At 70.3% G+C, this 19,843-nt stretch carries 27 protein-coding genes and 1 pseudogene; 15 read left to right on the top strand and 13 right to left on the bottom strand.

Annotated features, from left to right (window positions below):
- Nucleotides 1-72: 72 nt before the first annotated feature.
- Nucleotides 73-495 (top strand): NtrZ family periplasmic regulatory protein, encoded by a 423-nt coding sequence (locus AC1DCG_RS17615; RefSeq protein WP_346764899.1) that lies wholly within the window; start codon nt 73-75, stop codon nt 493-495.
- Between the two features lie 10 nt (nt 496-505).
- Here the strand turns inward: AC1DCG_RS17615 and AC1DCG_RS17620 are convergent, their stop codons facing one another.
- Nucleotides 506-1,132, bottom strand: a complete 627-nt coding sequence (locus AC1DCG_RS17620; protein WP_477029663.1) for a thiamine phosphate synthase — start codon at nt 1,130-1,132, stop codon at nt 506-508.
- On the opposite strand from AC1DCG_RS17620, the gene AC1DCG_RS17625 reads away from it, so the two are divergent.
- Nucleotides 1,131-1,775 (top strand): YggS family pyridoxal phosphate-dependent enzyme, encoded by a 645-nt coding sequence (locus AC1DCG_RS17625; protein ID WP_477029662.1) that lies wholly within the window; start codon nt 1,131-1,133, stop codon nt 1,773-1,775. The genes AC1DCG_RS17620 and AC1DCG_RS17625 overlap by 2 nt on opposite strands.
- A gap of 165 nt (nt 1,776-1,940) precedes the next feature.
- Here AC1DCG_RS17625 and AC1DCG_RS17630 read toward each other — a convergent pair whose 3' ends face one another.
- The gene (locus AC1DCG_RS17630) at nt 1,941-2,459 is read right to left on the bottom strand and encodes a L,D-transpeptidase family protein (RefSeq protein ID WP_477029708.1); all 519 of its coding nucleotides are present in this window, start codon (nt 2,457-2,459) and stop codon (nt 1,941-1,943) included.
- A 67-nt stretch (nt 2,460-2,526) separates the two neighbouring features.
- Here AC1DCG_RS17630 and AC1DCG_RS17635 point away from each other — a divergent pair, with 67 nt between their 5' ends.
- Nucleotides 2,527-3,213 (top strand): response regulator transcription factor, encoded by a 687-nt coding sequence (locus tag AC1DCG_RS17635; protein ID WP_058347127.1) that lies wholly within the window; start codon nt 2,527-2,529, stop codon nt 3,211-3,213.
- Here AC1DCG_RS17635 and AC1DCG_RS17640 read toward each other — a convergent pair.
- Nucleotides 3,195-3,551, bottom strand: coding sequence for a hypothetical protein (locus AC1DCG_RS17640; RefSeq protein ID WP_477029661.1), 357 nt, complete (start codon nt 3,549-3,551; stop codon nt 3,195-3,197). The genes AC1DCG_RS17635 and AC1DCG_RS17640 overlap by 19 nt on opposite strands.
- Nucleotides 3,552-3,643: 92 nt before the next feature.
- Nucleotides 3,644-4,138, bottom strand: a complete 495-nt coding sequence (gene secB, locus AC1DCG_RS17645) for a protein-export chaperone SecB (RefSeq protein WP_165258676.1) — start codon at nt 4,136-4,138, stop codon at nt 3,644-3,646.
- Between the two features lie 165 nt (nt 4,139-4,303).
- Between secB and timA the strand changes: the two genes are divergently transcribed.
- The 4 genes and pseudogenes from timA to AC1DCG_RS17665 form a co-directional block, all read left to right on the top strand.
- Nucleotides 4,304-4,906 (top strand): TIM44-related membrane protein TimA, encoded by a 603-nt coding sequence (gene timA, locus AC1DCG_RS17650; protein WP_477029660.1) that lies wholly within the window; start codon nt 4,304-4,306, stop codon nt 4,904-4,906.
- On the top strand, nt 4,906-6,060 hold the full coding sequence (gene mltA, locus AC1DCG_RS17655) for a murein transglycosylase A (protein ID WP_477029659.1): 1,155 nt from the start codon (nt 4,906-4,908) through the stop codon (nt 6,058-6,060). Before timA ends, mltA begins: the two co-directional genes overlap by 1 nt.
- A gap of 4 nt (nt 6,061-6,064) precedes the next feature.
- Nucleotides 6,065-6,640 (top strand): Smr/MutS family protein, encoded by a 576-nt coding sequence (locus tag AC1DCG_RS17660; RefSeq protein ID WP_477029658.1) that lies wholly within the window; start codon nt 6,065-6,067, stop codon nt 6,638-6,640.
- A 44-nt stretch (nt 6,641-6,684) separates the two neighbouring features.
- A pseudogene (locus tag AC1DCG_RS17665) lies at nt 6,685-6,791 on the top strand (hypothetical protein); the annotation flags it as partial.
- 11 nt (nt 6,792-6,802) lie between these two features.
- Here the strand turns inward: AC1DCG_RS17665 and AC1DCG_RS17670 are convergent.
- The 6 genes from AC1DCG_RS17670 to AC1DCG_RS17695 are packed head-to-tail and all read right to left on the bottom strand — an operon-like array spanning nt 6,803 to nt 10,892.
- Nucleotides 6,803-7,126: a phosphoribosyl-ATP diphosphatase gene (locus AC1DCG_RS17670; protein WP_165258669.1), complete on the bottom strand. Its 324-nt coding sequence runs from the start codon at nt 7,124-7,126 to the stop codon at nt 6,803-6,805.
- On the bottom strand, nt 7,123-7,905 hold the full coding sequence (gene hisF / locus AC1DCG_RS17675) for an imidazole glycerol phosphate synthase subunit HisF (protein WP_477029657.1): 783 nt from the start codon (nt 7,903-7,905) through the stop codon (nt 7,123-7,125). Before hisF ends, AC1DCG_RS17670 begins: the two co-directional genes overlap by 4 nt.
- Nucleotides 7,905-8,639 (bottom strand): 1-(5-phosphoribosyl)-5-[(5-phosphoribosylamino)methylideneamino]imidazole-4-carboxamide isomerase, encoded by a 735-nt coding sequence (gene hisA / locus AC1DCG_RS17680; protein ID WP_165258665.1) that lies wholly within the window; start codon nt 8,637-8,639, stop codon nt 7,905-7,907. Before hisA ends, hisF begins: the two co-directional genes overlap by 1 nt.
- Nucleotides 8,627-9,268, bottom strand: coding sequence for an imidazole glycerol phosphate synthase subunit HisH (gene hisH / locus AC1DCG_RS17685; protein ID WP_477029656.1), 642 nt, complete (start codon nt 9,266-9,268; stop codon nt 8,627-8,629). Before hisH ends, hisA begins: the two co-directional genes overlap by 13 nt.
- A gap of 5 nt (nt 9,269-9,273) precedes the next feature.
- Nucleotides 9,274-9,864, bottom strand: coding sequence for an imidazoleglycerol-phosphate dehydratase HisB (gene hisB / locus AC1DCG_RS17690; RefSeq protein ID WP_101713144.1), 591 nt, complete (start codon nt 9,862-9,864; stop codon nt 9,274-9,276).
- A 38-nt stretch (nt 9,865-9,902) separates the two neighbouring features.
- A complete protein-coding gene (locus AC1DCG_RS17695) occupies nt 9,903-10,892 on the bottom strand; it encodes an adenosine kinase (RefSeq protein WP_165258661.1) in 990 nt (329 codons plus the stop codon).
- A 105-nt stretch (nt 10,893-10,997) separates the two neighbouring features.
- Between AC1DCG_RS17695 and AC1DCG_RS17700 the strand changes: the two genes are divergently transcribed.
- The 5 genes from AC1DCG_RS17700 to AC1DCG_RS17720 all read left to right on the top strand — a co-directional run bounded on the left by AC1DCG_RS17700 (nt 10,998) and on the right by AC1DCG_RS17720 (nt 14,555).
- A complete protein-coding gene (locus AC1DCG_RS17700) occupies nt 10,998-11,864 on the top strand; it encodes an ATP-grasp domain-containing protein (protein WP_477029654.1) in 867 nt (288 codons plus the stop codon).
- Between the two features lie 157 nt (nt 11,865-12,021).
- Nucleotides 12,022-12,918 carry a hydrogen peroxide-inducible genes activator gene (locus AC1DCG_RS17705; RefSeq protein ID WP_477029653.1) on the top strand — a complete coding sequence of 299 codons (897 nt, stop codon included), beginning with the start codon at nt 12,022-12,024 and terminating at the stop codon, nt 12,916-12,918.
- Between the two features lie 93 nt (nt 12,919-13,011).
- Nucleotides 13,012-13,512, top strand: a complete 501-nt coding sequence (locus AC1DCG_RS17710; RefSeq protein ID WP_165258657.1) for a hypothetical protein — start codon at nt 13,012-13,014, stop codon at nt 13,510-13,512.
- An 89-nt stretch (nt 13,513-13,601) separates the two neighbouring features.
- Nucleotides 13,602-14,186 (top strand): PadR family transcriptional regulator, encoded by a 585-nt coding sequence (locus AC1DCG_RS17715; RefSeq protein ID WP_165258655.1) that lies wholly within the window; start codon nt 13,602-13,604, stop codon nt 14,184-14,186.
- 27 nt (nt 14,187-14,213) lie between these two features.
- Nucleotides 14,214-14,555: a DUF2218 domain-containing protein gene (locus AC1DCG_RS17720; protein WP_165258653.1), complete on the top strand. Its 342-nt coding sequence runs from the start codon at nt 14,214-14,216 to the stop codon at nt 14,553-14,555.
- Nucleotides 14,556-14,723: 168 nt separating this feature from the next.
- Here the strand turns inward: AC1DCG_RS17720 and AC1DCG_RS17725 are convergent, their stop codons facing one another.
- Nucleotides 14,724-15,236 carry a MarR family winged helix-turn-helix transcriptional regulator gene (locus AC1DCG_RS17725; RefSeq protein WP_477029652.1) on the bottom strand — a complete coding sequence of 171 codons (513 nt, stop codon included), beginning with the start codon at nt 15,234-15,236 and terminating at the stop codon, nt 14,724-14,726.
- Nucleotides 15,237-15,279: 43 nt separating this feature from the next.
- On the opposite strand from AC1DCG_RS17725, the gene AC1DCG_RS17730 reads away from it, so the two are divergent.
- On the top strand, nt 15,280-16,509 hold the full coding sequence (locus AC1DCG_RS17730) for an MFS transporter (protein ID WP_477029651.1): 1,230 nt from the start codon (nt 15,280-15,282) through the stop codon (nt 16,507-16,509).
- Here the strand turns inward: AC1DCG_RS17730 and nth are convergent.
- Nucleotides 16,506-17,192, bottom strand: coding sequence for an endonuclease III (gene nth, locus AC1DCG_RS17735; protein ID WP_477029650.1), 687 nt, complete (start codon nt 17,190-17,192; stop codon nt 16,506-16,508). The genes AC1DCG_RS17730 and nth overlap by 4 nt on opposite strands.
- A 65-nt stretch (nt 17,193-17,257) precedes the next feature.
- Here nth and AC1DCG_RS17740 point away from each other — a divergent pair, with 65 nt between their 5' ends.
- The gene (locus AC1DCG_RS17740) at nt 17,258-17,734 is read left to right on the top strand and encodes a DUF2244 domain-containing protein (protein WP_477029649.1); all 477 of its coding nucleotides are present in this window, start codon (nt 17,258-17,260) and stop codon (nt 17,732-17,734) included.
- Nucleotides 17,735-17,780: 46 nt separating this feature from the next.
- The gene (locus AC1DCG_RS17745) at nt 17,781-18,671 is read left to right on the top strand and encodes a methylated-DNA--[protein]-cysteine S-methyltransferase (RefSeq protein WP_165258648.1); all 891 of its coding nucleotides are present in this window, start codon (nt 17,781-17,783) and stop codon (nt 18,669-18,671) included.
- A 285-nt stretch (nt 18,672-18,956) separates the two neighbouring features.
- On the opposite strand, the gene AC1DCG_RS17750 is transcribed toward AC1DCG_RS17745, so the two are convergent.
- Nucleotides 18,957-19,463 (bottom strand): DUF1993 domain-containing protein, encoded by a 507-nt coding sequence (locus AC1DCG_RS17750; RefSeq protein ID WP_477029648.1) that lies wholly within the window; start codon nt 19,461-19,463, stop codon nt 18,957-18,959.
- Between the last annotated feature and the right edge of the window lie 380 nt (nt 19,464-19,843).

Genomic DNA, 19,843 nt, shown 5'->3' on the forward strand with positions numbered 1-19,843 from the left:
TTATTCGGCTTTCAGGGTGTCCGTACCTATATAGGGTTCGGGCAGGGGTTATTTTTGGGGAATGGGTGTCGAGTGACGAAGGTCGCGACGCAATTCGTATTGGCGGGCGCCGCCGCGCTGATCCTGACCGGATCGGCTTCGCTGGCTCATGCCCAAACCAAGACCCGCACCGCGCCGGCCACCGCCGACTTCACGGTGAAGAACGACTTCACCGGGGCGCAAGGCGCGCCGTTCAGCCCGCAGAACCCCAAGAAGACCCTCGAGTTCGACGCCCGCAAGGGCAAGTGGGGCCTCAAGCTCGACCTCGACCAGCCGGTCGGCCGCGAGATGGAGCTCAAGGACGTCCAGGCCGGGGCCTACTACAAGGTCACCCCGTCGATCCGCGTCGGCGGCGCCGTGGCCCTGGGCGAGAACAACCCCGTGGCCGCCGCTCGCAAGAACGAAACCCGCGAGCCCACGCCGCGCGTGAAGCTGGAAACGGCGTTCAAATTCTGATCCTCGGCGCTCAGGCGCCGAACCCTTCGATCCCCGCCAGGCCATAGACGCCCGCGCCGACCAGCGCGTCGGCGGTTTTCGCGTTGACGCCGCCCAGGGCGTAGACCGGCAGGGCCGCATCCGCCGCGATGGCCGCCAGCCCCGCCGCGCCCAGCGGCTTTCCGGCCGACGGGCTGTTGCTGGGGAAGACCGGCGAGACCACCACCGCCTCGACCCCGGCGCGCTCGGCGGTTCGAACCGCCGCGAGATCATGCCCCGCCGCCGTGATCCGCCAGGCGGGATGGTCCAGACGGATCGCCGCCGCGGTCTGCGCCAAGCGCTGGGGCAGGTGGACGCCGAGCGCCCCGATCGCCTCGGCCAGGGCCGGATCGGCGCCGGCCAGCAGCAGCAGGCCGCGCGCCCGGGCGATCGCGGCCAGGCGCAGGCCGCGCTCGATCGCGTCCGGCGCCTCGAAGGGCCGGTAGACGATCCCGGCGCCCGCCGGCAGGCGCTCGGCGACGGCCTCCGGGTCTGGAACCCGCAAGGGGTCGGTGAAAAACAGCAGGCGCGGCAGGGGATCGCCCGGCCAGACCCATGGGCGAAGCCGCGCGGCCGTTCTAGAGAGGGTCTCCAGACTGCCTGTTTCCTGGTCCGACATGTCGCAAGCCCTGAACGCCATCCGATCCCGCATCGCCGCCGCCGCCCTCGCGGCCGGCCGCCCCGCCGACGCCGTCCAGCTGGTGGCGGTGTCGAAGCTGCAGCCCTGGGAGCATATCGCCCCTGTGTTCGACGCAGGCCAGCGGGTTTTCGGCGAGAACCGCGTGCAGGAGGCCAAGGAGCGCTGGACGCCGCTGCGCGACCAGATCGAACTGCGCCTGATCGGCCCGCTGCAGACCAACAAGGCCCGCGACGCCGTGGCCTTCTTCGACGTGATCGAGACCCTGGACCGCGAAAAGCTGGCCCGGGTGCTGGCCGACGAGGTCCAGGCGCAGGGGAGGGCCCCGCGCCTCCATGTCCAGGTCAACACCGGGCAGGAACCGCAGAAGGCCGGCGTGACGCCCGCCGAGGCCGACGCCTTCATCGCCGCCTGTCGGGGACCCTACGGCCTGACGATCGAGGGTCTGATGTGCATCCCGCCCGCCGACGAGGACCCCGCGCCGCATTTCCGGATGCTGGCCGACATCGCCGCGCGCAACGGGCTGGACAAGCTGTCGATGGGCATGAGCGACGACTTCGAGACCGCCGTCGCCTGCGGCGCGACCTCGGTGCGGGTGGGCTCGGCGCTGTTCGGCTCCCGTTGATCCCTCTCCCCTTGCGGGAGAGGGTGGCCTCCCGAAGGGAGGTCGGGTGAGGGGTCGACGATCCCGTCAGCCGCGATAGCGGTCAGGCCGGGCGTGGTCTTTCAAGCTCGAGAGACCCCTCATCCGTCGACTTCGTCGACACCTTCTCCCGCAAGGGGAGAAGGACTACTCCGATATCCCGATCGCATCGCCCGGCCGGGCCTTTTCCAGCAGCGCCTCGATATCCGTCCGCGCCAGGGCCACGCAGCCTTCAGTGCCGGGATAGCCTTCGCGCGCCAGGTGCAGGAAGATCGCCGAGCCCATCCCTGGAACCGGCGGGTCGTCGTTGTGAGCCAGGATCCCCACCAGGTCGTAGACGCCGTCGTCGCGCCACATGCGCTCGGCGCTGGCCGGATAGGGCAGCTTGACCGGGCGGTTGTAGTTCGGGTCGCCGGGCGCGTCGCACCAGCCGTCGTCGGGGGCGATCGGCGCGACGGGCAGGGCCGTCCTGGGACCGTCGGGATAGACGTCGGGACGGTAGAGCACCTGGCGGATCGCCCAGGTTCCCAGCGGGCTCCTGTTGTCGCCCTCGCGCTTTTCGGCGGCGGCGATGACGCCGGCCTTGCCCAGCGCGCAGCGCACGATGCGGCCGTCGCCGAGGTCGATCACAGCCCCGTTTTGGGCCGAACGCGCCTGGAAGATCATCGCAAACCCTGCTCCCGCAAGCCCGCGCCCCTTGGCGCCGGGCCTCGTAGCGGTCATGTTCCGCCTCATGGCGCAACGCAAGACCCTGCTTCTCATCGACGACGACGACGACCTGCGCGGCGCTTTGGCCGAGCAGTTGGCCCTGCACGAGGAATTCGCCGTGGCCGAGTGCCCGACCGCCGGCGAAGGCGTGCGTCAGGCCCGCGAGATCAAGCCGGACCTGATCCTGCTCGACGTCGACCTGCCCGACATGGACGGCCGAGAGGCCTGCCGGCTGATGCGCAAGAACGGCGTCACCGCGCCGGTGATCATGCTCACCGCCGCCGCCAGCGACAGCGACACCATCCTGGGCCTGGAATCGGGCGCCAACGACTATGTCACCAAGCCCTTCCGCTTCGGCGTGCTGCTGGCCCGCATCCGCGCCCAGCTACGCAGCTACGAGGCCTCGGAAGACGCGCTGTTCCGCATCGGTCCCTACGAGTTCCGTCCCTCGGCCAAGCTGCTCGTCGACGACAAGCAGAAGAAGGTGCGGCTGACCGAGAAGGAAACCAACATCCTGAAGTACCTCTACCGCGCCGGCTCCAAGCCGGTATCGCGCGAGGAGTTGCTGACCGAGGTCTGGGGCTACAACGCCGGCGTCACCACCCACACGCTGGAAACCCACGTCTATCGCCTGCGCCAGAAGATCGAGCCCGATCCGGCCACGGCGCGGATCCTGATCACCGAGGCGGGCGGCTACCGGCTGCAGCCGTAGGGGGGGTCATCAGCCTCCCATTCCGTCCGTTCGGCCAACCACTCGTCCGGGCCCCATTCCCCCTTGGCGAGATTGGACCGCATCCATTTGTCAAAGACGGCGAAGGGAACGGCCCCCGGCAGGACGGCGGCCGAACCTTCAGCGAGCGCCTGCGCCCCAAGCTCCGCCAAGGCCTGGTGAAAGGCCCACAACGCCACCTGTCGCCAATCGTCGCCGGCCGGCACGAGCGCCTCGTTGGTCTCGTAAATTGAATTCAGCGCGTCGAGGCTCGACACCTCTGCGTTGGCCGGCCAGAGCGACCTGGTGCACTCGAAGAGAGCGTTCTTGTCGATCGCCATCACACCTCCCCACGACATTCGCGGCCCCGCCAAACAGAAAGCCCCGGACGCTAGAGCGGCCGGGGCTTCCAGTTTCAGCACTGCGCCTGAAATCAGGCGTTGCCGACCTGGCCGGCGTCGGCCTGGGCCTTGCGCGCGGCGTAGACGCCGGCGAAGTCGATCGGGTCGATCAGGAAGGGCGGGAAACCGCCTTCGCTGGTGACGTCGGCGATCAGGCGACGGGCGAACGGGAACAGGAAGCGCGGGCACTCGATCAGCAGGACCTGCTCGAGGGCTTCTTCCGGCACGCCGGCGATCTGGAACAGGCCGCCGTAGACGACTTCGACGTGGAACACCGCCTGGCCGTCGCGCTCGGCGCGGGCCGACAGCTTCAGGTCGACTTCGAACAGGCCGTCGGCGCGACCGCGCGCGTTCATCTCGACGCCCATGTCGATGGCCGGCTGGCTGGCCGAGGCGCGGAGCGAGTCCGGCGCGAGCGGGTTTTCGAACGAGAGGTCGCGAACAAACTGGGCGACGATGCGGATGCCGGCGGCGGCCGCTTCGTTGTCGTCCTGGGCGGCGGGCGGAGCGCCGTTGGTATCGGTCATGAAGGGTTTTTCCATACTCGGCGCGGCATATCGGCCGTTAGGCGTGAGCGGCGCTGCTAACATGCGGGAGAACGCCGTGCAACGTCAGGCGCCTGACGCGGGCGGTCGCTTGGCCTATATAGGAAGGCTGTCGTCTCAATCGACGGCCCCGATGCGGAACTTGTCGTGCTTGAACTGATCGTCTTCGCGGTGCTCGCCGCCGTCGTCCTCTACCAGCTCTACGCCACTCTCGGTCGCCGGGTAGGGCGTCAGCCCGAGGACACGCCCGCCCCCGTGGCCGCCCCGGCCGCCACCCGTCCGGCCGACAGCGCCGAGGCGGCGTTGCCCGTCAACGCCACGGGCCTGGCCGCCCTGCGCGCGCGCCAGCCCGACTTCGATCCCGCCCGCTTCCTGTCGGGCGCCCGCTACGCCTACGAGATGATCCTCAAGGCCTTCGCCGCCGGCGACCGCGAGGCGCTGAAGCCGCTGCTGGCGGCCGACGTGATGGCCAATTTCGAAGGCGCCATGGTCGCTCGCGAGGCGGAAGGGCGCACCGAGAGCGTCGAGCTGCTGGCCCAGCCGCGCATGGACCTCGACAGCGCCGAGGTGCAAGGCGACACCGCCCGCGCCGTGGTGCGGATCCTGGCCGAGGTGCGCACGCGCTCGACCAGCGCCGCCGGCGAGGCGGTCGACGACCGCCGCACCGCCGACTTGTGGACCTTCGAGCGCGACCTCAAGAGCCGCGACCCCAACTGGACCCTGGTGCGCGTCGCGGTCGCCGAAGCCTGATGCTGCGTTCCGTCCTGACGCTCGCGGCGGCCGCCCTGGTGCTGGCCGCCTGTACGACGACCGCGCCCCCGCCTCCGGTCACGCCGACGCCTCCGGCCCAGACCCCGACCCCGCCGCCGCAACCGATCCAGCCGACGACAACGACGCCGGCGAGCTTTTCGGCGCTGCAGGGCTGGAACGAGGAAGACCACGCCGCCGCCCTGCAGGCCTTCCGCGAGACCTGCGGCGTCGCCAAGGATCCGGCCACGGCCGAGGTCTGCCGCCGGGCCAAGGCCGCCGGTCCCGTCGACGACGCCCGCGCCCGCCAGTTCCTGGAAGCCAATTTCCGCCCCGAGGCCGTTTCGGGCCAGGGCCTGCTGACCGCCTATTTCGCCCCCGAGTACGAAGCGCGCATGTCGCGTTCGGCAGAGTTCAGCGCGCCGATGCGCGGCCGTCCGGCCGACCTGGCCATGCTGGACCTGGGCGCCTTCGACCCCAGCCTGAAGGGCAAGACCGTGGTCGGCCGCGCCGCCGGCGGGACCTTCGTGCCCTATGACGACCGCGCCGCCATCGAGGCCTCGCCGCTGGACCGGCCGCTGGCCTGGATGCGGCCCGAAGACCTCTTCTTCCTGCAGATCCAGGGTTCGGGCGTCCTGACCCTGCCGGACGGCCGCCGCGTGCGCGCCGCCTTCGCCGCCCACAACGGCAAGACCTTCGTCGGCATCGCCACGCCCATGCGCGACCAGGGCCTGCTGGCTGACGGCAACACCTCGGGCGAGGCGATCCGCGGCTGGCTGGCGGCCAATCGCGGCCCCAAGGCCGATGCGATCATGCAGCTGAACCCGCGCTACGTGTTCTTCCAGACCCTGCCCGACGACGGCCGCCAGGCCACGGGCGCGGCCAACGTGCCGCTGCCGGCCGGCCGCGCCATCGCCGTCGACCCCAGCCAGCACGCCATGGGCGGCCTCTACTGGATCGACGCCAGCGCCCCGAAGCTGGCCGGCGCCTTCCCGACCTATCGCCGCGCCGTGGTGGCGCTCGACACCGGCGGGGCGATCAAGGGCCAGGTGCGGGCCGACCTCTACATGGGCACCGGCCAGGCGGCCGGGACCGAGGCCGGCCGCGTGCGCCACGACCTGCGCCTGTGGCGGCTGGTCCCCCAGATGCAGCCCTAGCGCCATGAGCAAGCGACGGCCGCCGGAAGACGATGGCCAGCGCCTGTGGCGGCTGGTGGCCTCGACCGTGACCGGTCGCGCGCCCGAGAAGGCGCTGAAGATGCGCGACAAGGCCCGCATCCGCCCAGGCAAGGCCGAACTGCTGGCCCACGCCGCTGACGTCGAGCCGCCGACGCACCTGGCCTCGGTGGCGCCGCTGCGCATCGATCCGTCCGAGATCAAGGCGTTGAAGGCGAAGCCCGCGCCCAAGCCGCCGCCCGAGGGCATCGAGCCCAACCGCCGCCGCCGCATCGTCAAGGCCCACGACCCGATCGGCGCGCGCCTGGACATGCACGGCCTCGACCAGGACCAGGCCCGCGCCACGCTGGAACGCTTCATCCGCCGCGCCTGGGACGAGGGTCACCGGGCGGTGCTGGTGATCACCGGCAAGGGCAAGGTGGGCCACGGCGTCCTTCGCCAACGCACGCCCGAATGGCTGGCCGATCCAGCCCTGCGCGAGATGATCGCTGGCGTGTCGCAGGCCGACCAACGCCACGGCGGCGAGGGGGCGCTGTACGTGGCGCTGAAGCGTAAGGGGTAGGGGAAGAGCGAGCATGCTCCCTCTCCCATAGGGAGAGGGCTGGGGTGAGGGGTTACGGCGTTCGACGGAGCGCCGGCACATCGTCCGACCTCGTAACCCCTCACCCTCCCAGGCTATCGCCTGGGCCCCTCCCTCTCCCTATGGGAGAGGGGGTCATAAAGATCAGCCGCCTCTCGAGGCCTTTTCGGCATGCCCCGAGGTTCCTTCGCGGGCCTCCAGCTTCTCGGCCACGGCGTCGAGCGACACGCCCGAGGCGGCCATCAGGGCCAGCCAGTGATAGAGCAGGTCGGCGCTTTCCGAGGCCAGGGCCTCGGGACCTTGAGCCACGGCGGCGATAACCGTCTCGACGGCTTCCTCGCCAAGCTTCTTGGCGGCCAGGGCCGGATCGTTAAGCAGCTTGGCAGTGTAGGATGCGGTCGGGTCGCCGCCCTTGCGGCTCTCGACCGTGGCGGCCAGGCGCTGCAGGACCTCGAACAGCCGGCTCATGCGACCGCTCGCGTTGGGTCCAGGCGCACCGGCACGCCGGCGGCGGCCATGGCCTGCTTGGCCTCGCCGATCGAGATCTCGCCGAAGTGGAAGATCGAGGCGGCCAGCACGGCGGCGGCGTGGCCGTCGCGGGCGGCTTCGACCAGGTGCTCGGTCTTGCCCGCGCCGCCCGAGGCGATCACCGGCACGTTGACCGCGCCCGTCACGGCCTGGAGCAGGGGGATGTCGTAGCCGATCTTGGCTCCGTCGCGGTCCATCGAGGTCAGCAGGATTTCGCCCGCGCCGCGCTCGACCACCTTGGCGGCCCAGTCGACCACGTCGAGGCCGGTGTCCTTGCGGCCGCCATAGGTCCAGACGTTCCAGCCCGAGCCGTCGGGGCGGGCCTTGGCGTCGATGGCCACCACCACGCACTGGGCCCCGAAGGCGTCGGCGCCGGCGGCGATCAGGTCGGGGTTCTCGACGGCCGCGGTGTTGGTCGAGACCTTGTCGGCCCCGGCCAGCAGCAGTCGCCGCATGTCGGCCACCTGGCGCACGCCCCCACCCACCGAGACGGGCATGAAGCAGACCTCGGCGGTGCGCGAGATCACGTCCAGGATCAGGCCGCGGCCCTCGCTGGAGGCGGTGATGTCGAGGAACATCAGCTCGTCGGCGCCGGCCGCGTCATAGGCCGCGGCCTGTTCGACCGGATCACCGGCGTCGCGCAGGTCGACGAAGTTGACGCCCTTGACGACCCGGCCGTCCTTGACGTCGAGGCAAGGGATGATCCGGGTCTTCAGCATCAGGCGGCCGCCGCGACCAGCGCTTCGGCCGGCTTGATCGTGCCGGCGTAGAGCGAGCGGCCCAGGATGGCGCCGGCCACCTCGACGCCCTTGCGGGCCTTCAGGCGCTCGATATCGGCCACCGAGGCCACGCCGCCCGAGGCGATGACGGGAATGGAGACCGCGTCGGCCAGTTCGCCCACGCCCTCGACATTGACGCCCGTGAGAGCGCCGTCGCGGCTGATGTCGGTGACGATCAGGGCGGCCACGCCCACGTCCTCGAAGCGCTTGCCCAGGGTGATGGCGTCGATGTCCGACAGGCCGGTCCAGCCGTCGATGGCGACCTTGCCGTCACGCACGTCGACGGCGACGGCGATCTGCTCGGGCCACAGGCGGGCGGCCTTGCGCACCAGGTCCGGATCGTGGACGGCCACGGTGCCCAGGATGACGCGCGACACGCCGGCCTCGATCCAGGCCTCAATGCCTTCGAGCGTGCGGATGCCGCCGCCCAGCTGCACCGGGATCGAGATCGACTCCAGGATCGACTGCACGGCGGCCGTATTGACCGACTTGCCCTCGATGGCGCCGTTCAGGTCAACGACGTGCAGCCACGAGAAGCCGTCCTTGACGAAGCGCTGGGCCTGGTCGGCCGGGCTGTTGTTGAAGACCGTGGCCTTGTCCATGTCGCCGTGCAGCAGGCGCACGCACTGGCCGTCCTTCAGGTCGATGGCGGGATAGAGGATCATGGGCGCCATTCCAGGAAGTTGGCGAGCAGGGTGAGCCCCGCGGCTTGTGATTTTTCAGGGTGGAATTGTACGCCCGCGACGTTCCCCTTGGCCACCGCCGCGACGAACGCGCCGCCGTGGTCGCTGGTCGCCACGACATCGGCCGGGTCGGCCGCGTCGAGCGCGAAGGAATTGGCGTAGTACATGTGGGCGCCGTCCTCGATGCCCTTGAACAGGGCGTGAGCGCGCGAGAAGGCGATCGCGTTCCAGCCCATGTGCGGGATGGTCAGCGACGGGTCGGACGGGACGAGCTTCTTCACCTGGCCGCCGATCCAGTCGAGACCCGGCGTGACGCCGAACTCGAGACCTTCGGTGGCCAGCAGCTGGTGGCCGACGCAGATGCCCATGAACGGCGCGCCGCGCTGGTGCACGGCCTCGTTCATGGCCTCGAACACGCCCGAGGCGTCCAGGCCCGCGCGGCAAGAGGCGAAGGCGCCGACGCCGGGCAGGAACACCCGGTCGGCCTTGGCCACGATGTCGGGGTCGGCGGTGACGACGATGGAGGCGGCGACGCCGCGCCGGCGGGCGGCCTCGTTCAGGGCCTTCTCCGCCGATCGCAGGTTGCCCGACCCGTAGTCGATCAGGGCGAGAGTTTGCATGGAGCCTACAGCACGCCCTTGGTCGACGGCGCCTGGCCGCCGGTCTTCGGATCGAACTCCACCGCCTGACGCAGGGCTCGGGCAAGCGCCTTGAAGCCGCTCTCCGCCACGTGGTGGGTATTGTCGCCGTACAGCGTCTCCAGATGGATGCACGCGCCGCAGTTCATGGCGAAGGCGTGGTGGAACTCCTTGAAGAGCTCGGTATCCATCTCGCCGACCTTGGGGCGCTTGAACTCGACCTTCCAGATCAGATAGGCGCGATTGGACAGGTCGATGGCGCAGCGCGTCAGGGTCTCGTCCATCGGGATGTAGGCGTGGCCGAAGCGCCGGATGCCCTTGAAGCCATCCAGCGCCTTGTTGATCGCCTGACCCAGCACGATCCCGGTGTCTTCCACCGTGTGGTGCATGTCGATGTGCAGGTCGCCCTTGGTCTCGATCTTCAGGTCGAAGCCGCCGTGGCGCGCGAAGCTCTCCAGCATATGGTCGTAGAAACCAATGCCGGTGGAGATCGTCGAGGCGCCGGTCCCGTCGAGATCGATCCAGACCCGGATCTGGGTCTCTTTCGTCTCGCGGACCACTTCAGCGGTGCGGGCCATGCTTCGTCCTTGAAGGTCTGATCGAGACCTTGGGGTGGTTAGAGTCCGTTCTGGGCGGCCAGGTCGCGCAGCTTGACCTGCGGACGCGGACCGTAGTGGGCGATGACCTCGGCGGCGGCCAGCGAGCCCAGCTTGCCGCAGTCGGCCAGCGAGCGCCCCTGGGAGAGGCCGTAGAGGAAACCTGCGGCGTATTGGTCGCCCGCGCCCGTCGTGTCCACGACTTTTTCCACGGGGAAGGCCGAGATTTCGTGGAAGTGCTCGCCGGAGGCGACCACCGAACCCTTTTCGCTTCGGGTGACGGCGGCGATCTCGACGCGCTTGGACAGTTCCTTCACGGCCGCGTCGAAGTCGTCGGTCTGGAACAGGGCGCAGACTTCCGAGGCGTTGGCGAAGACGATGTCGCACTGGGTCTCGACGAAGCCGAGCAGGGCCTCGCGATGGCGCTCGACGACGAAGCTGTCGGACAGGGTGATGGCGATCTTGCGACCGGCGCCGTGCGACAGGGCGGCGGCCTTGGCGAAGGCCCGGCGGGCTTCCAGCGGGTCGAACAGATAGCCCTCGAGATAGGCGTACTGCGCGCCCTCGATGATGGCCTGGTCGACGTCGGCGGCAGTCAGCTCGACGCAGGCGCCCAGATAGGTCGACATCGTGCGCTGGGCGTCGGGGGTGACGTTGATCAGGCACTGGGCGGTGGCCGGGCCCTCGGCCAGCGGCGGGGTGGTGAAGATGCCGCCGATGGCGCGCATGTCGTGGGTGAACACCCGGCCCAGCTGGTCGTCGGCGACCTTGCCGATGAAGGCGGCCTTGCCGCCGAAGCTGGCCACGCCCGCCAGGGTGTTGGCCGCGCTGCCGCCCGAAGCCTCGATGCCGGCCGCCATGGCGTCGTACAGGCTGCTGGCGCGCGCCGTGTCGATCAGCGCCATCGAACCCTTCACCAGCCCTTGGGCGTCGAGGAAGGCGTCGTCGCACTGGGCGATCACGTCGACGATGGCGTTGCCGATGGCGGCGACGTCGTAGAGGGCGGTCATGTCTGCTCTGTTCCGGGAAGATTGACCGACCGCAAGTAAAGGAAGGGGAGGGCGCTGGCAACGCAGGCCTTGCCCCGCGCCCTGCGGCTTTCTAACCCTTGGCGCATGAGCATCACGCAGCCCGACGTCCTGATCCTGGTTCCCGCCGCCGACGAACCGCGCTTCGCCCAGAGCTGGCCGCCGCTGTTCGAGCGCCTGGCCGCGCCGCTGCGGGCCCTGGGCCTGAGCGTGGCCTCGCGGCCGTGGACCGATCCGGTCGAGGCCGGCGAGCAGGGGATCGTCCTGCCGCTGCTGTCGTGGGGCTATCACCACCGCGAGCCGGAATGGTATGCGCGGCTGGACGCCCTGGAGGCGGCCGGCGTGCGCGCCGCCAACCCGCCGGGCCTGCTGCGCTGGAACACCGTCAAGACCTATCTCTCCGAACTGGCCGCCAAGGGCGCGCCGGTGGTGCCGACCATCACCCTGGACAAGGTCACGCCCGAGGCCGTGGCGCGGGCGCGCGACCGCTTCCAGGTCGACCTGGTCGTGGCCAAGCCGCAGGTCTCGGGCGGCTCGCACCGCACCGTGAAACTGGGCCGCGACCCCGACCTTTCCGACGCCCCGACCGGCCCGGCGCTGATCCAGCCTTTCCTGCCGGCGGTGGGCGAGGAGGGCGAACTGTCGCTGTTCTTCTTCGACGGCGCCTTCAGCCACGCGGTGACCAAGGTGGCCGTGCCTGGCGACTTCAGGGTGCAGCCGCAGTACGGCGGCAAGGTCAGCGAGATCGCGCCCGAGCCCGAGGCCCTGCACGCTGCGCACATGGTGCTGGACGCCCTGGGCCAGCCGCTGACCTACGCCCGCATCGACCTGATCCGGGGTCTGGACCACACGCCGCAGCTGATGGAGCTGGAGATCATCGAGCCCGATCTCTTCCTCGAGCACGCCCACGACCACGGCGCGGCGTTCGCGGCGGCGGTGAAGGCGGCGCTGTAGGTCGACACGACGGGCGTCCCCCCAACCGTTCTTCCTTGCGAAGGCGGGGACCAGCGAGGGAATGCCCGGGAAATCGGCATGGGCCGAGCCCCCGCGCGAGCCCGAAATCGGCTCGATTGCTTTTGGCTTTTCGATAGAGGCGGCCTATATCGGGTCCATGCTCCCAACCCTTCGCCAGATGCAGTACCTGAAGCTCCTGTCCGAGCACGGCTCGTTCAGTCGGGCGGCCGAGGCCTGCTACGTCACCCAGCCCACGCTGTCGGCCGGGATCCAGGAACTGGAGAAGATCCTCGGCGCGCCGGTGGTCGACCGCGCCCGCTCGGGCGTGATCCTCACCGCCGCCGGCCAGGAGGCCGTGCGCCGGGCGACCTCGATCCTGGCCCAGACCGAAGACCTGGTGCAGGCCGCGCGCGGCGCGGGCCAACCGTTGGCCGGGCGCTTTCGCCTGGGGGTGATCCCGACCGTGGCGCCGTACCTGCTGCCGCGCGCCCTGCCGATGCTGCGCGACCAGTTCCCCAAGCTGCGCCTGTTCCTGCGCGAGGACCTGACGCAGCGGCTGATCGCCTCGCTGAAGGCCGGCTCGCTGGACGCGGCCCTGATCGCCTTGCCCTATGACATGACGGGCCTGGACTGGGCCCACGTGGAGCATGACGAACTGTTGGCCGCAGCCCCCGCCAACCACCCGATGGCCATGCAGGACAAGGTCGATCCGGCCAGCCTGGACGGCCAGGACGTCATCCTGCTGGAGGACGGCCACTGCCTGCGCGACCACGCCCTGGCCGCCTGCGGGCTGGAGCCGCCCAAGGGCCTGGGCGACGAAGAGAGCTTCGCGGCCACGTCCCTGCCCACCCTGGTGCAGATGATCGGCTCGGGCTTGGGGGTGTCGTTCCTGCCGGCCATGGCCGTGCAGGCGGGCCTGGCCGAGAACGCGCCGGTGACGGTGCGGCCGCTGGCCACGGCCCAGTCCAGCCGCGAGATCGTCGTGGCCTGGCGGGCCGGCTCCAGCCGCGCCGCCGAGGGCCGCCTGCTGGCCGAGACCCTGCGCGCGGCCTAGGCGCCGCGCGATCATTCAATACCGACGTTCTTTCGATCTGCGACCATTCCGCCCATAGGCGCGTTCAGGGCCGGGGATTGGGAGATCGACGAGATGAACGCGGCGAAGATGGCGGCCCTGCTGGGCCTGGCGACGATGGCGACGGGCTGCGTGAGCCTGTCGCGCAGCGTCGCGGTCGAAGACCTGCCGAAGGACTGGAAGGCCCAGAGCCGCGTCGCCGACGTGCGGCTGACGCGCGGCGAGCTGAAGGTCACCGACGGCTTCGACGCCCTGTTCAAGCAACGGGTGCAGGCCAAGCTCGACGGCTGCGCCAAGGGCGAGCGGCCGCTGCGGCTGGAGGTGAAGCTCGATCGCTTCGACAAGGCCAATCCGGCCATGACCGCCCTGGTCGGCGGCGCCAACGTGCTGCGCAGCCAGGCCCGGCTGGTCGACGTGCGGACCGGCAAGGTCGTCGGCGACTACGCCATCGGCAAGACGATCGTCGGCTCGCGACTGGCCGTGATCAAGATGGGCGAGGCCGAGGAACAGCTCAGCGACGCCTTCGGCGAGGAGCTGTGCGCGCAGGCCTTCCCCGCCGCCGTCGCATCCCGATAGCATCAGATATATCTAAATAGCTCTTGACGTCGATCGGTTTCGATATATCTATCGTTTCGATATAACGAAACTGCATCGAAAGAGCACACATGTTTGGACGTCATCATCACCCTCACCACGGCCGCCACGGCGGTCATCACAGCCGCCATCCCTTCGGCTTCGACGGCCGCGAGCACGGCGGCATGGGCGGACGGGGCTTCGGCCGCGGCGGTCCGCGCGGCCGCTTCTTCGACCACGGCGACCTGCGCCTGGTCGTGCTGAAGCTGATCGCCGACAAGCCCAGCCACGGCTATGAACTGATCAAGGCGGTCGAGACCGCGGCCGGCGGCGCCTACAGCCCCAGCCCGGGCGTGATCTACCCGACCCTGACCCTGCTGGAAGAGCTGGGCTACGTGGCCGCGACCGACGCCGGCGGCGGCAAGAAGCTGTACACGATCACCGACGAGGGCCAGGCCTTCCTGGAAACCAACGCCCAGCCGGTGAACGGCCTGTTCGCCCGCATGGCCGAGGCCGCCTCGCGCAGCGCCGCCTTCGCGCCGCAGATCCTGCGGGCCCGCGAAAACCTGAAGACGGCCCTGCGGTTGAAACTGCACGCCGGAAGCCTAAGCTCCGAGCAGATCGCCGCCATCGCCAAGGCTTTGGACGACGCCGCAACGCAGATCGAAGCTGTCTGAACCGGGCCGGAACAGAGGAGCACCATCATGCAGAGCCACGCCCGCCTCGTCACCGACAAGGCCGCCCGCTACATGACCCAGCTGGCCAAGCACTGGGGCCACAAGTTCGAGGTCGAACTGACCGAGACCACGGCCTTCTTCCCGCTGCCGCTGGGTCCGTGCCGGATGACCGCCGACGCCGAAGGCCTGGACATGACCGTCGAGGCCGAAGACCTCGAGGCCCTGGCCAAGCTGGAGCAGGTGGTCGCCGACCACATCCTGCGCTTCGCCTTCCGCGAGAACGTCGAGAAGCTGAACTGGACCCGCGCCCGCGAGGCCGGCCACATCAACCCGCCCAAGGCGCGCGGCGGTCTGGGGCTGGGGGTGTGACACCCTTTCCCCCGCTCGTCATCCCGGTCGAAGCGTAAGCGAAGAGCCGGGACCCAGGGGCAGCCGCATTGCGTTGGCCGCCGCCACGGCGCTGAGGCAAGCGCCGCGCCCAGCCCCCTGGGTCCCGGATCGGCCTTCGACCGTCCGGGATGACGCTGAAAGCTGGAGCTAGGCCGGCTCCAATCCCGCCAGCAGCTTGGCCAGCAAACCGCTCAGCGCCTGCTGCTCGCCGGCGTCCAACGAAGCCAGGAGCGTTCGCTCGTTGTCGATGTGCAGGGGCAGGATCGTGTCCAGCAGCCCCCTGCCCTCCTCCGTCAGCGCCACCAGCGTGCCGCGTCGGTCGCGGGGGTGGGGGCGGCGCTGGACCAAGCCCATCTTCTCCAGCCGGTCGATCCGCGCGGTCATGCCGCCTGACGAGACCATGGCCGTCTCGTAGAGGTCGGTCGGGGTCAGGGCGTAAGGCTCCCCCGCCCGGCGCAGCGTCGCCAGCACGTCGAACTCCCCGCGCTGCAGGCCATGGGCCGAAAACAGCGGCGCCAGGCGCTCCTTGAGCACGATCTCGGCCACCTCGCAGAGGCGCCCGACCAGCTCCATCGGAAACGGATCCAGGTCCGGCCGCTCGCGCCGCCACTGGATCGAGGCCGCGCCTGCGCGGTCATGACGCTTGGCTTTCGCCGCCATCGGATATATCTCGCCATCAAGATACTTTCCGACGAGATATATCGTGGTCCTCGCCTACGAAGAAGACGCCAAGGCGCGTAAAAGCGCGCCGCTCTCCACCCGTGCCGCCAAAAGCGGCGCCCTGCTCACCATCGCGGCGATCATCGTGGCGGCCCTGAACCTGCGCCCGGCCCTGGCCGCGCTCGGCCCGGTGCTCGACCAGGTGAAGGCGGCCACCGGCGCCTCATCGGCCGCCGCGGGCCTGCTGACCACCCTGCCGATCCTGCTGATGGGCCTGGGCGCCCTGCTGGTCGCGCCGCTGCGCCGCTTGCTGGGCGAACGCCTGGGCGTGGCCATCGGCCTGCTGGCCATCGCGCTCGCCTGCGGCCTGCGGGCGATCTGGCCGACACCTGCGGGCCTGTTCGCCAGCGCCGCCATGGTCGGCGTCGGCGTCGCCGCCGTTCAGGCCCTGATGCCCGGCTTCATCAAGCGGGCCACCGGCGAGGGCGCGCCGCGGATGATGGGTCTCTACACCACCGGCATCATGGCCGGCGCGGCCGTCGCCGCGGCCATGGCCACGGGCGTCACCCGCCTGGCCGGCTGGCAGGCGATGTTCGGCCTGTGGGCCGCGCCCGCCGTGCTGGCTCTGGCGTTGTGGATGCGCGCGGCCAAGTCGGAGACGGCCGCCCCGGCCGGCGGCCCGGCGACCTTGCGCCGCCCTTCGATCTGGAAGAGCCCGCGCGCCTGGCTGCTGCTGACCTTCTTCGGCATCGGCACCGGCGCCTACACCCTGGTGCTGGCCTGGTTCCCGCCCTTCTACGCCAGCCGCGGCCTGACCGCCGATCAGGCCGGCTACGCCCTGTCGGCGCTGACGGTGTGCGAAGTGCTGGCCGGCCTGGCCGTCTCGGCCGCCATCGCCCGCCGCCCCGACCGTCGGCCGCTGCTGGCGGCGGCGCTGGCCTCGCTGCTGGCCGGCATCGCCTGCCTGCTGCTGGCGCCATGGCTGGTGCTGCCGACCGTCTGCCTCCTGGGCGCGGGCATCGGCGCGATCTTTCCGCTGTCGCTGATCGTCACGCTCGACCACGCCAGCGATCCCGAAGGCGCCGGCGACCTGATGGCCTTCGTCCAGGGCGGCGGCTACGTCATGGCCAGCGTCATGCCGTTCTTCGCCGGCTGGGTGCGCGACGCCTCGTCGGACCTGTCGGCCGCCTGGCTGCTGATGGCGGCCGGGGTGGTCGCGATGATGGCGATGACCGCGCGTTTCAAGCCGGGCGCGCGGGTCTTAAGCCGCTAGAACAGCCCCAGCGACGGGCAGAGGTCGGCGATCTTGCAGATCTCGCACTTGGGCTTGCGGGCCACGCAGATGTAGCGGCCGTGCAGGATCAGCCAGTGGTGAGCCCGGGTCTGGTAGGGACCGGGCACCACCCGCATCAGATCGTCCTCGACCGCGTCGGGCGTCTTGCCGGCCGACAGCTTGAGGCGATGCGAGACGCGGAACACGTGGGTGTCGACGGCGATGGCCGGCTCGACGTCCAGCTCGTTCAGCACCACGCTGGCGGTCTTGCGGCCCACGCCCGGCAGGCTTTCCAACGCCTGCCGGTTCAGCGGCACCTGGCCGCCGTAGCGGTCCATCAGGATATGGGCCGAGGCGATGACGTTCTTGGCCTTGGTGCGGAAAAGGCCGATCGAGGCGATGTAGGAGATCAGCCCCTCCTCGCCCAGCGCCAGCATCTTCTCGGCGCTGTCGGCCACCTGGAACAGCGGGCCGGTGGCCTTGTTGACCTGCACGTCGGTGGCCTGGGCCGACAGGGCCACGGCGGTGACCAGCTCGTAGGGGTTGGAATAGTTGAGCTCGGTCTTGGGGCGCAGCTCCAGGCTCTCGAAGCGCTCGAACAGGATGCGCACGCGTTCGCGCTCGGCGGCGGTGATCCGCTTGCCGGCGGGGCGTTTCTTGACGAGGGTTTTGCTGGCGGCCATCGGCGGCGACCATGCCGTGATGCGGCCCGCTCGCCAAGGCGGCGCGAGGGGCGTAGACCTTTGGCATGGCCGCCGCGCTCTACATGGACGCCGTGATCCGCCCCAACCGGTCGCTGAGCCGCGCCGGCATGGCCGTGGTGCTGGGCGTGGCCGTCGCCTTCAACCTGATGGTCGCTGTATTCCTGCTGGTGGTCGGCGCGCCGCCGGTGCTGCCGTTCCTGGGGCTGGACGTGCTGGCCCTGTGGCTGGCCCTGCGGGCCAGCAACCGCGCCCTGTCGCGGTCGGAGCGGGTCAAGGTCACCGCCGAGATCATTACAGTCAGCCGGGAAAACGAGAAAGGCGCCCAGGTGGTCTGGACCTCGCCCACAGCCTTCACCCGCGTCGACCTGGACCAGCCGGGCGAGCACGAGAGCCGCGTGCGTCTCTTCATGTCGCGCCGTCGCCTGACCCTGGCCAGGGCGCTGAGCCCCGCGGAACGGGTGGCGTTCGCCCGCGCCCTGGAACGGGCGATCAAGGCGGCCAGGGCCGAACGGCACGGCTAGCAAGAACCGGGCGGACGCCCCGCCCCGGCCGGCGTAGAGTGCGGCGATGGCCCTCGATCTCGTCCCGTCCGAACCTTCCGCCCCCGAAATCCTGGCGCGCCTGGCCGAACGCTCGGCCGACTATCACCGCATGGCCACGGCGCTGGACTGGCTGGCCCAGCGCTGGATGGACCGGCCGTCGCTGGACGAGGCCGCCGACGCCGTCGGCCTGTCGCCGTTCCACTTCCAGCGGATCTTCACCCGCTGGGCCGGGGTCAGCCCCAAGACCTTCGTGGCCGCCATCGCCCACGCCGAGGCCCGCCGCTCGCTCGAGGCCGGCGCCAGCGTGCTCGACGCGGCCTATGACGCGGGCCTGTCGGGACCCTCGCGCCTGCACGACCTGTTCATCGCCCAGGAAGCCGCCACGCCGGGCGACGTGCGCCGGCGCGGGGCGGGCATGACCCTGCGCTGGGGCTGGGCCCCCACCCCGTTCGGCCGCGGGCTGTTCGTGCTGGCCGAGCGCGGCCTGGCGGGCCTGGCCTTCTCGGACGGAGACGACGACTTCAGCTTCGCCGACATGCACCGCCGCTGGCCCGGCGCGGACTGGGTGCGCGACGACGCGGCCGCCCAGGACACCGCCCTGAAGGCCTTCGGCGCCGGCGAAGGCCCCCTGCCCGTGGTGCTGATCGGCTCACCCTACCAGGTGCAGGTGTGGAAGGCGCTGCTGCGCATCCCGGCCGGCGGGACGGCGACCTACGGCCAGGTGGCGGCCTGGGCCGGCAAGCCCAAGGCCTTCCAGGCCACCGGCGGCGCCATCGGCGCCAACCCCATCTCGCTGCTGATCCCCTGCCACCGGGCCATCGCCAAGGACGGCCGCCTCACCGGCTATCACTGGGGCCTGGCGCGCAAGGCCGCGATCCTGGGCATGGAGGCGGTGGCGACGCGGGAGGTGGCGTGAGCCCTTCAACGCACATGAGAACAAAAGCGGAACATACGTCCGAACCCGACGTCGGAGCGAGTCACTCTCGCCCGTAACCGCGATGCGGGGTCGAGTAACGGGTGGAGCAATGGAACCGGAGGTCTTGAAGGAACTGGCAGTGGTGTTGTCGGCGGTGGCGGGTGTGGTCACCGCCCTGGCTGGCCTGGTGTGGGCGTTTCGGCGGCGACCCTGATGGACGCCATATTCTTCTCGTCATCCCGGCTCTCCGCTACGCCACGGCCGGGATGACGAGCGTTACAAGCCTCAGGCCGTGCCGAGGAAGTCGCGCTTGCCGAGCACGACGCCGTTCTCGCGCAGGATCGCGTAGGCGGTGGAGAGGTGGAAATAGAAGTTCGGCAGGGCTTGGCCGGTCAGGTAGTCGAGGGCGTTGTGCTCGGTGGTCTCGCCGCGACGGGTCAGGGCCACGGTGCGGTCCTCGGCGCCGTCGAAGGCGGCGGGATCCAGACCCTCGACATAGGCGATGGCGCGGGCCACGCGGGCCGACAGGTCATCGAAGCTGGTCTCGACGTCGTCCCAGGCCGGAACCTCGAGGCCGGCCAGGCGGGCGCTGGCGCCCTTGGCGAAGTCGGTGGCGATCTGCACCTGGCGGATCAGCGGGAACATGTCGGGATAGAGCCGGGCCTTCAGCAGGGCCTCGGGATCGAGCTTGCGGTCTTCGACATGGGCGGCGGCCTTGGCCAGCACGCCCGACAGGCCCTTCAGCCCCTGGACGAAGACGGGAACGCTGACGCGGTGGGCGGTGATGGTCATGGGGGCTCCGGTTAGGCTTCGGCGCTGGATGTAGGGTGGTTCGGCGCAAGGCGCAGCCCTGCGGTGAAGGCGATCGAACCAACGCCGAGGGCGTGGGAGATGACTTTCCGGCGTCTCGACAGCTGAAACCGCACCCCCTCCGGCCCTCCGTCCAAGATGCTCCCCCTTCAGGGGGAGGGTCTTGATCGGCGAACCTCCCCCTGTGGGGGAGGCGGCCGAAGGCCGGTGGGGGGCCGGTTTCAGCTTTCGAGGCGGCGGGTGAGTTCGCAGTCACTCCCCCCACCGATCGCTAAAGCGATCGCCTCCCCCACGGGGGGAGGTTCCTTGAGGGTTGGGCACAGGTTCTCGTGCTCCCGCGTTCGCACGCGTTAGGTCGGGGA

This window comes from Caulobacter sp. 10L414 (assembly GCF_056395525.1).

What these genes read in the sequence shown, in the direction of transcription:
- AC1DCG_RS17625 (WP_477029662.1), top strand. Translation starts at nt 1,131, where the DNA reads ATGTCGCAAGCCCTGAACGCCATCCGATCCCGCATCGCCGCCGCCGCC.
- AC1DCG_RS17620 (WP_477029663.1), bottom strand. Translation starts at nt 1,132, where the DNA reads ATGTCGGACCAGGAAACAGGCAGTCTGGAGACCCTCTCTAGAACGGCC.
- AC1DCG_RS17630 (WP_477029708.1), bottom strand. Translation starts at nt 2,459, where the DNA reads ATGATCTTCCAGGCGCGTTCGGCCCAAAACGGGGCTGTGATCGACCTC.
- AC1DCG_RS17635 (WP_058347127.1), top strand. Translation starts at nt 2,527, where the DNA reads ATGGCGCAACGCAAGACCCTGCTTCTCATCGACGACGACGACGACCTG.
- AC1DCG_RS17640 (WP_477029661.1), bottom strand. Translation starts at nt 3,551, where the DNA reads ATGGCGATCGACAAGAACGCTCTCTTCGAGTGCACCAGGTCGCTCTGG.
- secB (WP_165258676.1), bottom strand. Translation starts at nt 4,138, where the DNA reads ATGACCGATACCAACGGCGCTCCGCCCGCCGCCCAGGACGACAACGAA.
- mltA (WP_477029659.1), top strand. Translation starts at nt 4,906, where the DNA reads ATGCTGCGTTCCGTCCTGACGCTCGCGGCGGCCGCCCTGGTGCTGGCC.
- AC1DCG_RS17660 (WP_477029658.1), top strand. Translation starts at nt 6,065, where the DNA reads ATGAGCAAGCGACGGCCGCCGGAAGACGATGGCCAGCGCCTGTGGCGG.
- AC1DCG_RS17670 (WP_165258669.1), bottom strand. Translation starts at nt 7,126, where the DNA reads ATGAGCCGGCTGTTCGAGGTCCTGCAGCGCCTGGCCGCCACGGTCGAG.
- hisF (WP_477029657.1), bottom strand. Translation starts at nt 7,905, where the DNA reads ATGCTGAAGACCCGGATCATCCCTTGCCTCGACGTCAAGGACGGCCGG.
- hisA (WP_165258665.1), bottom strand. Translation starts at nt 8,639, where the DNA reads ATGGCGCCCATGATCCTCTATCCCGCCATCGACCTGAAGGACGGCCAG.
- hisH (WP_477029656.1), bottom strand. Translation starts at nt 9,268, where the DNA reads ATGCAAACTCTCGCCCTGATCGACTACGGGTCGGGCAACCTGCGATCG.
- hisB (WP_101713144.1), bottom strand. Translation starts at nt 9,864, where the DNA reads ATGGCCCGCACCGCTGAAGTGGTCCGCGAGACGAAAGAGACCCAGATC.
- AC1DCG_RS17695 (WP_165258661.1), bottom strand. Translation starts at nt 10,892, where the DNA reads ATGACCGCCCTCTACGACGTCGCCGCCATCGGCAACGCCATCGTCGAC.
- AC1DCG_RS17700 (WP_477029654.1), top strand. Translation starts at nt 10,998, where the DNA reads ATGAGCATCACGCAGCCCGACGTCCTGATCCTGGTTCCCGCCGCCGAC.
- AC1DCG_RS17705 (WP_477029653.1), top strand. Translation starts at nt 12,022, where the DNA reads ATGCTCCCAACCCTTCGCCAGATGCAGTACCTGAAGCTCCTGTCCGAG.
- AC1DCG_RS17710 (WP_165258657.1), top strand. Translation starts at nt 13,012, where the DNA reads ATGAACGCGGCGAAGATGGCGGCCCTGCTGGGCCTGGCGACGATGGCG.
- AC1DCG_RS17715 (WP_165258655.1), top strand. Translation starts at nt 13,602, where the DNA reads ATGTTTGGACGTCATCATCACCCTCACCACGGCCGCCACGGCGGTCAT.
- AC1DCG_RS17720 (WP_165258653.1), top strand. Translation starts at nt 14,214, where the DNA reads ATGCAGAGCCACGCCCGCCTCGTCACCGACAAGGCCGCCCGCTACATG.
- AC1DCG_RS17725 (WP_477029652.1), bottom strand. Translation starts at nt 15,236, where the DNA reads ATGGCGGCGAAAGCCAAGCGTCATGACCGCGCAGGCGCGGCCTCGATC.
- nth (WP_477029650.1), bottom strand. Translation starts at nt 17,192, where the DNA reads ATGGCCGCCAGCAAAACCCTCGTCAAGAAACGCCCCGCCGGCAAGCGG.
- AC1DCG_RS17740 (WP_477029649.1), top strand. Translation starts at nt 17,258, where the DNA reads ATGGCCGCCGCGCTCTACATGGACGCCGTGATCCGCCCCAACCGGTCG.
- AC1DCG_RS17745 (WP_165258648.1), top strand. Translation starts at nt 17,781, where the DNA reads ATGGCCCTCGATCTCGTCCCGTCCGAACCTTCCGCCCCCGAAATCCTG.
- AC1DCG_RS17750 (WP_477029648.1), bottom strand. Translation starts at nt 19,463, where the DNA reads ATGACCATCACCGCCCACCGCGTCAGCGTTCCCGTCTTCGTCCAGGGG.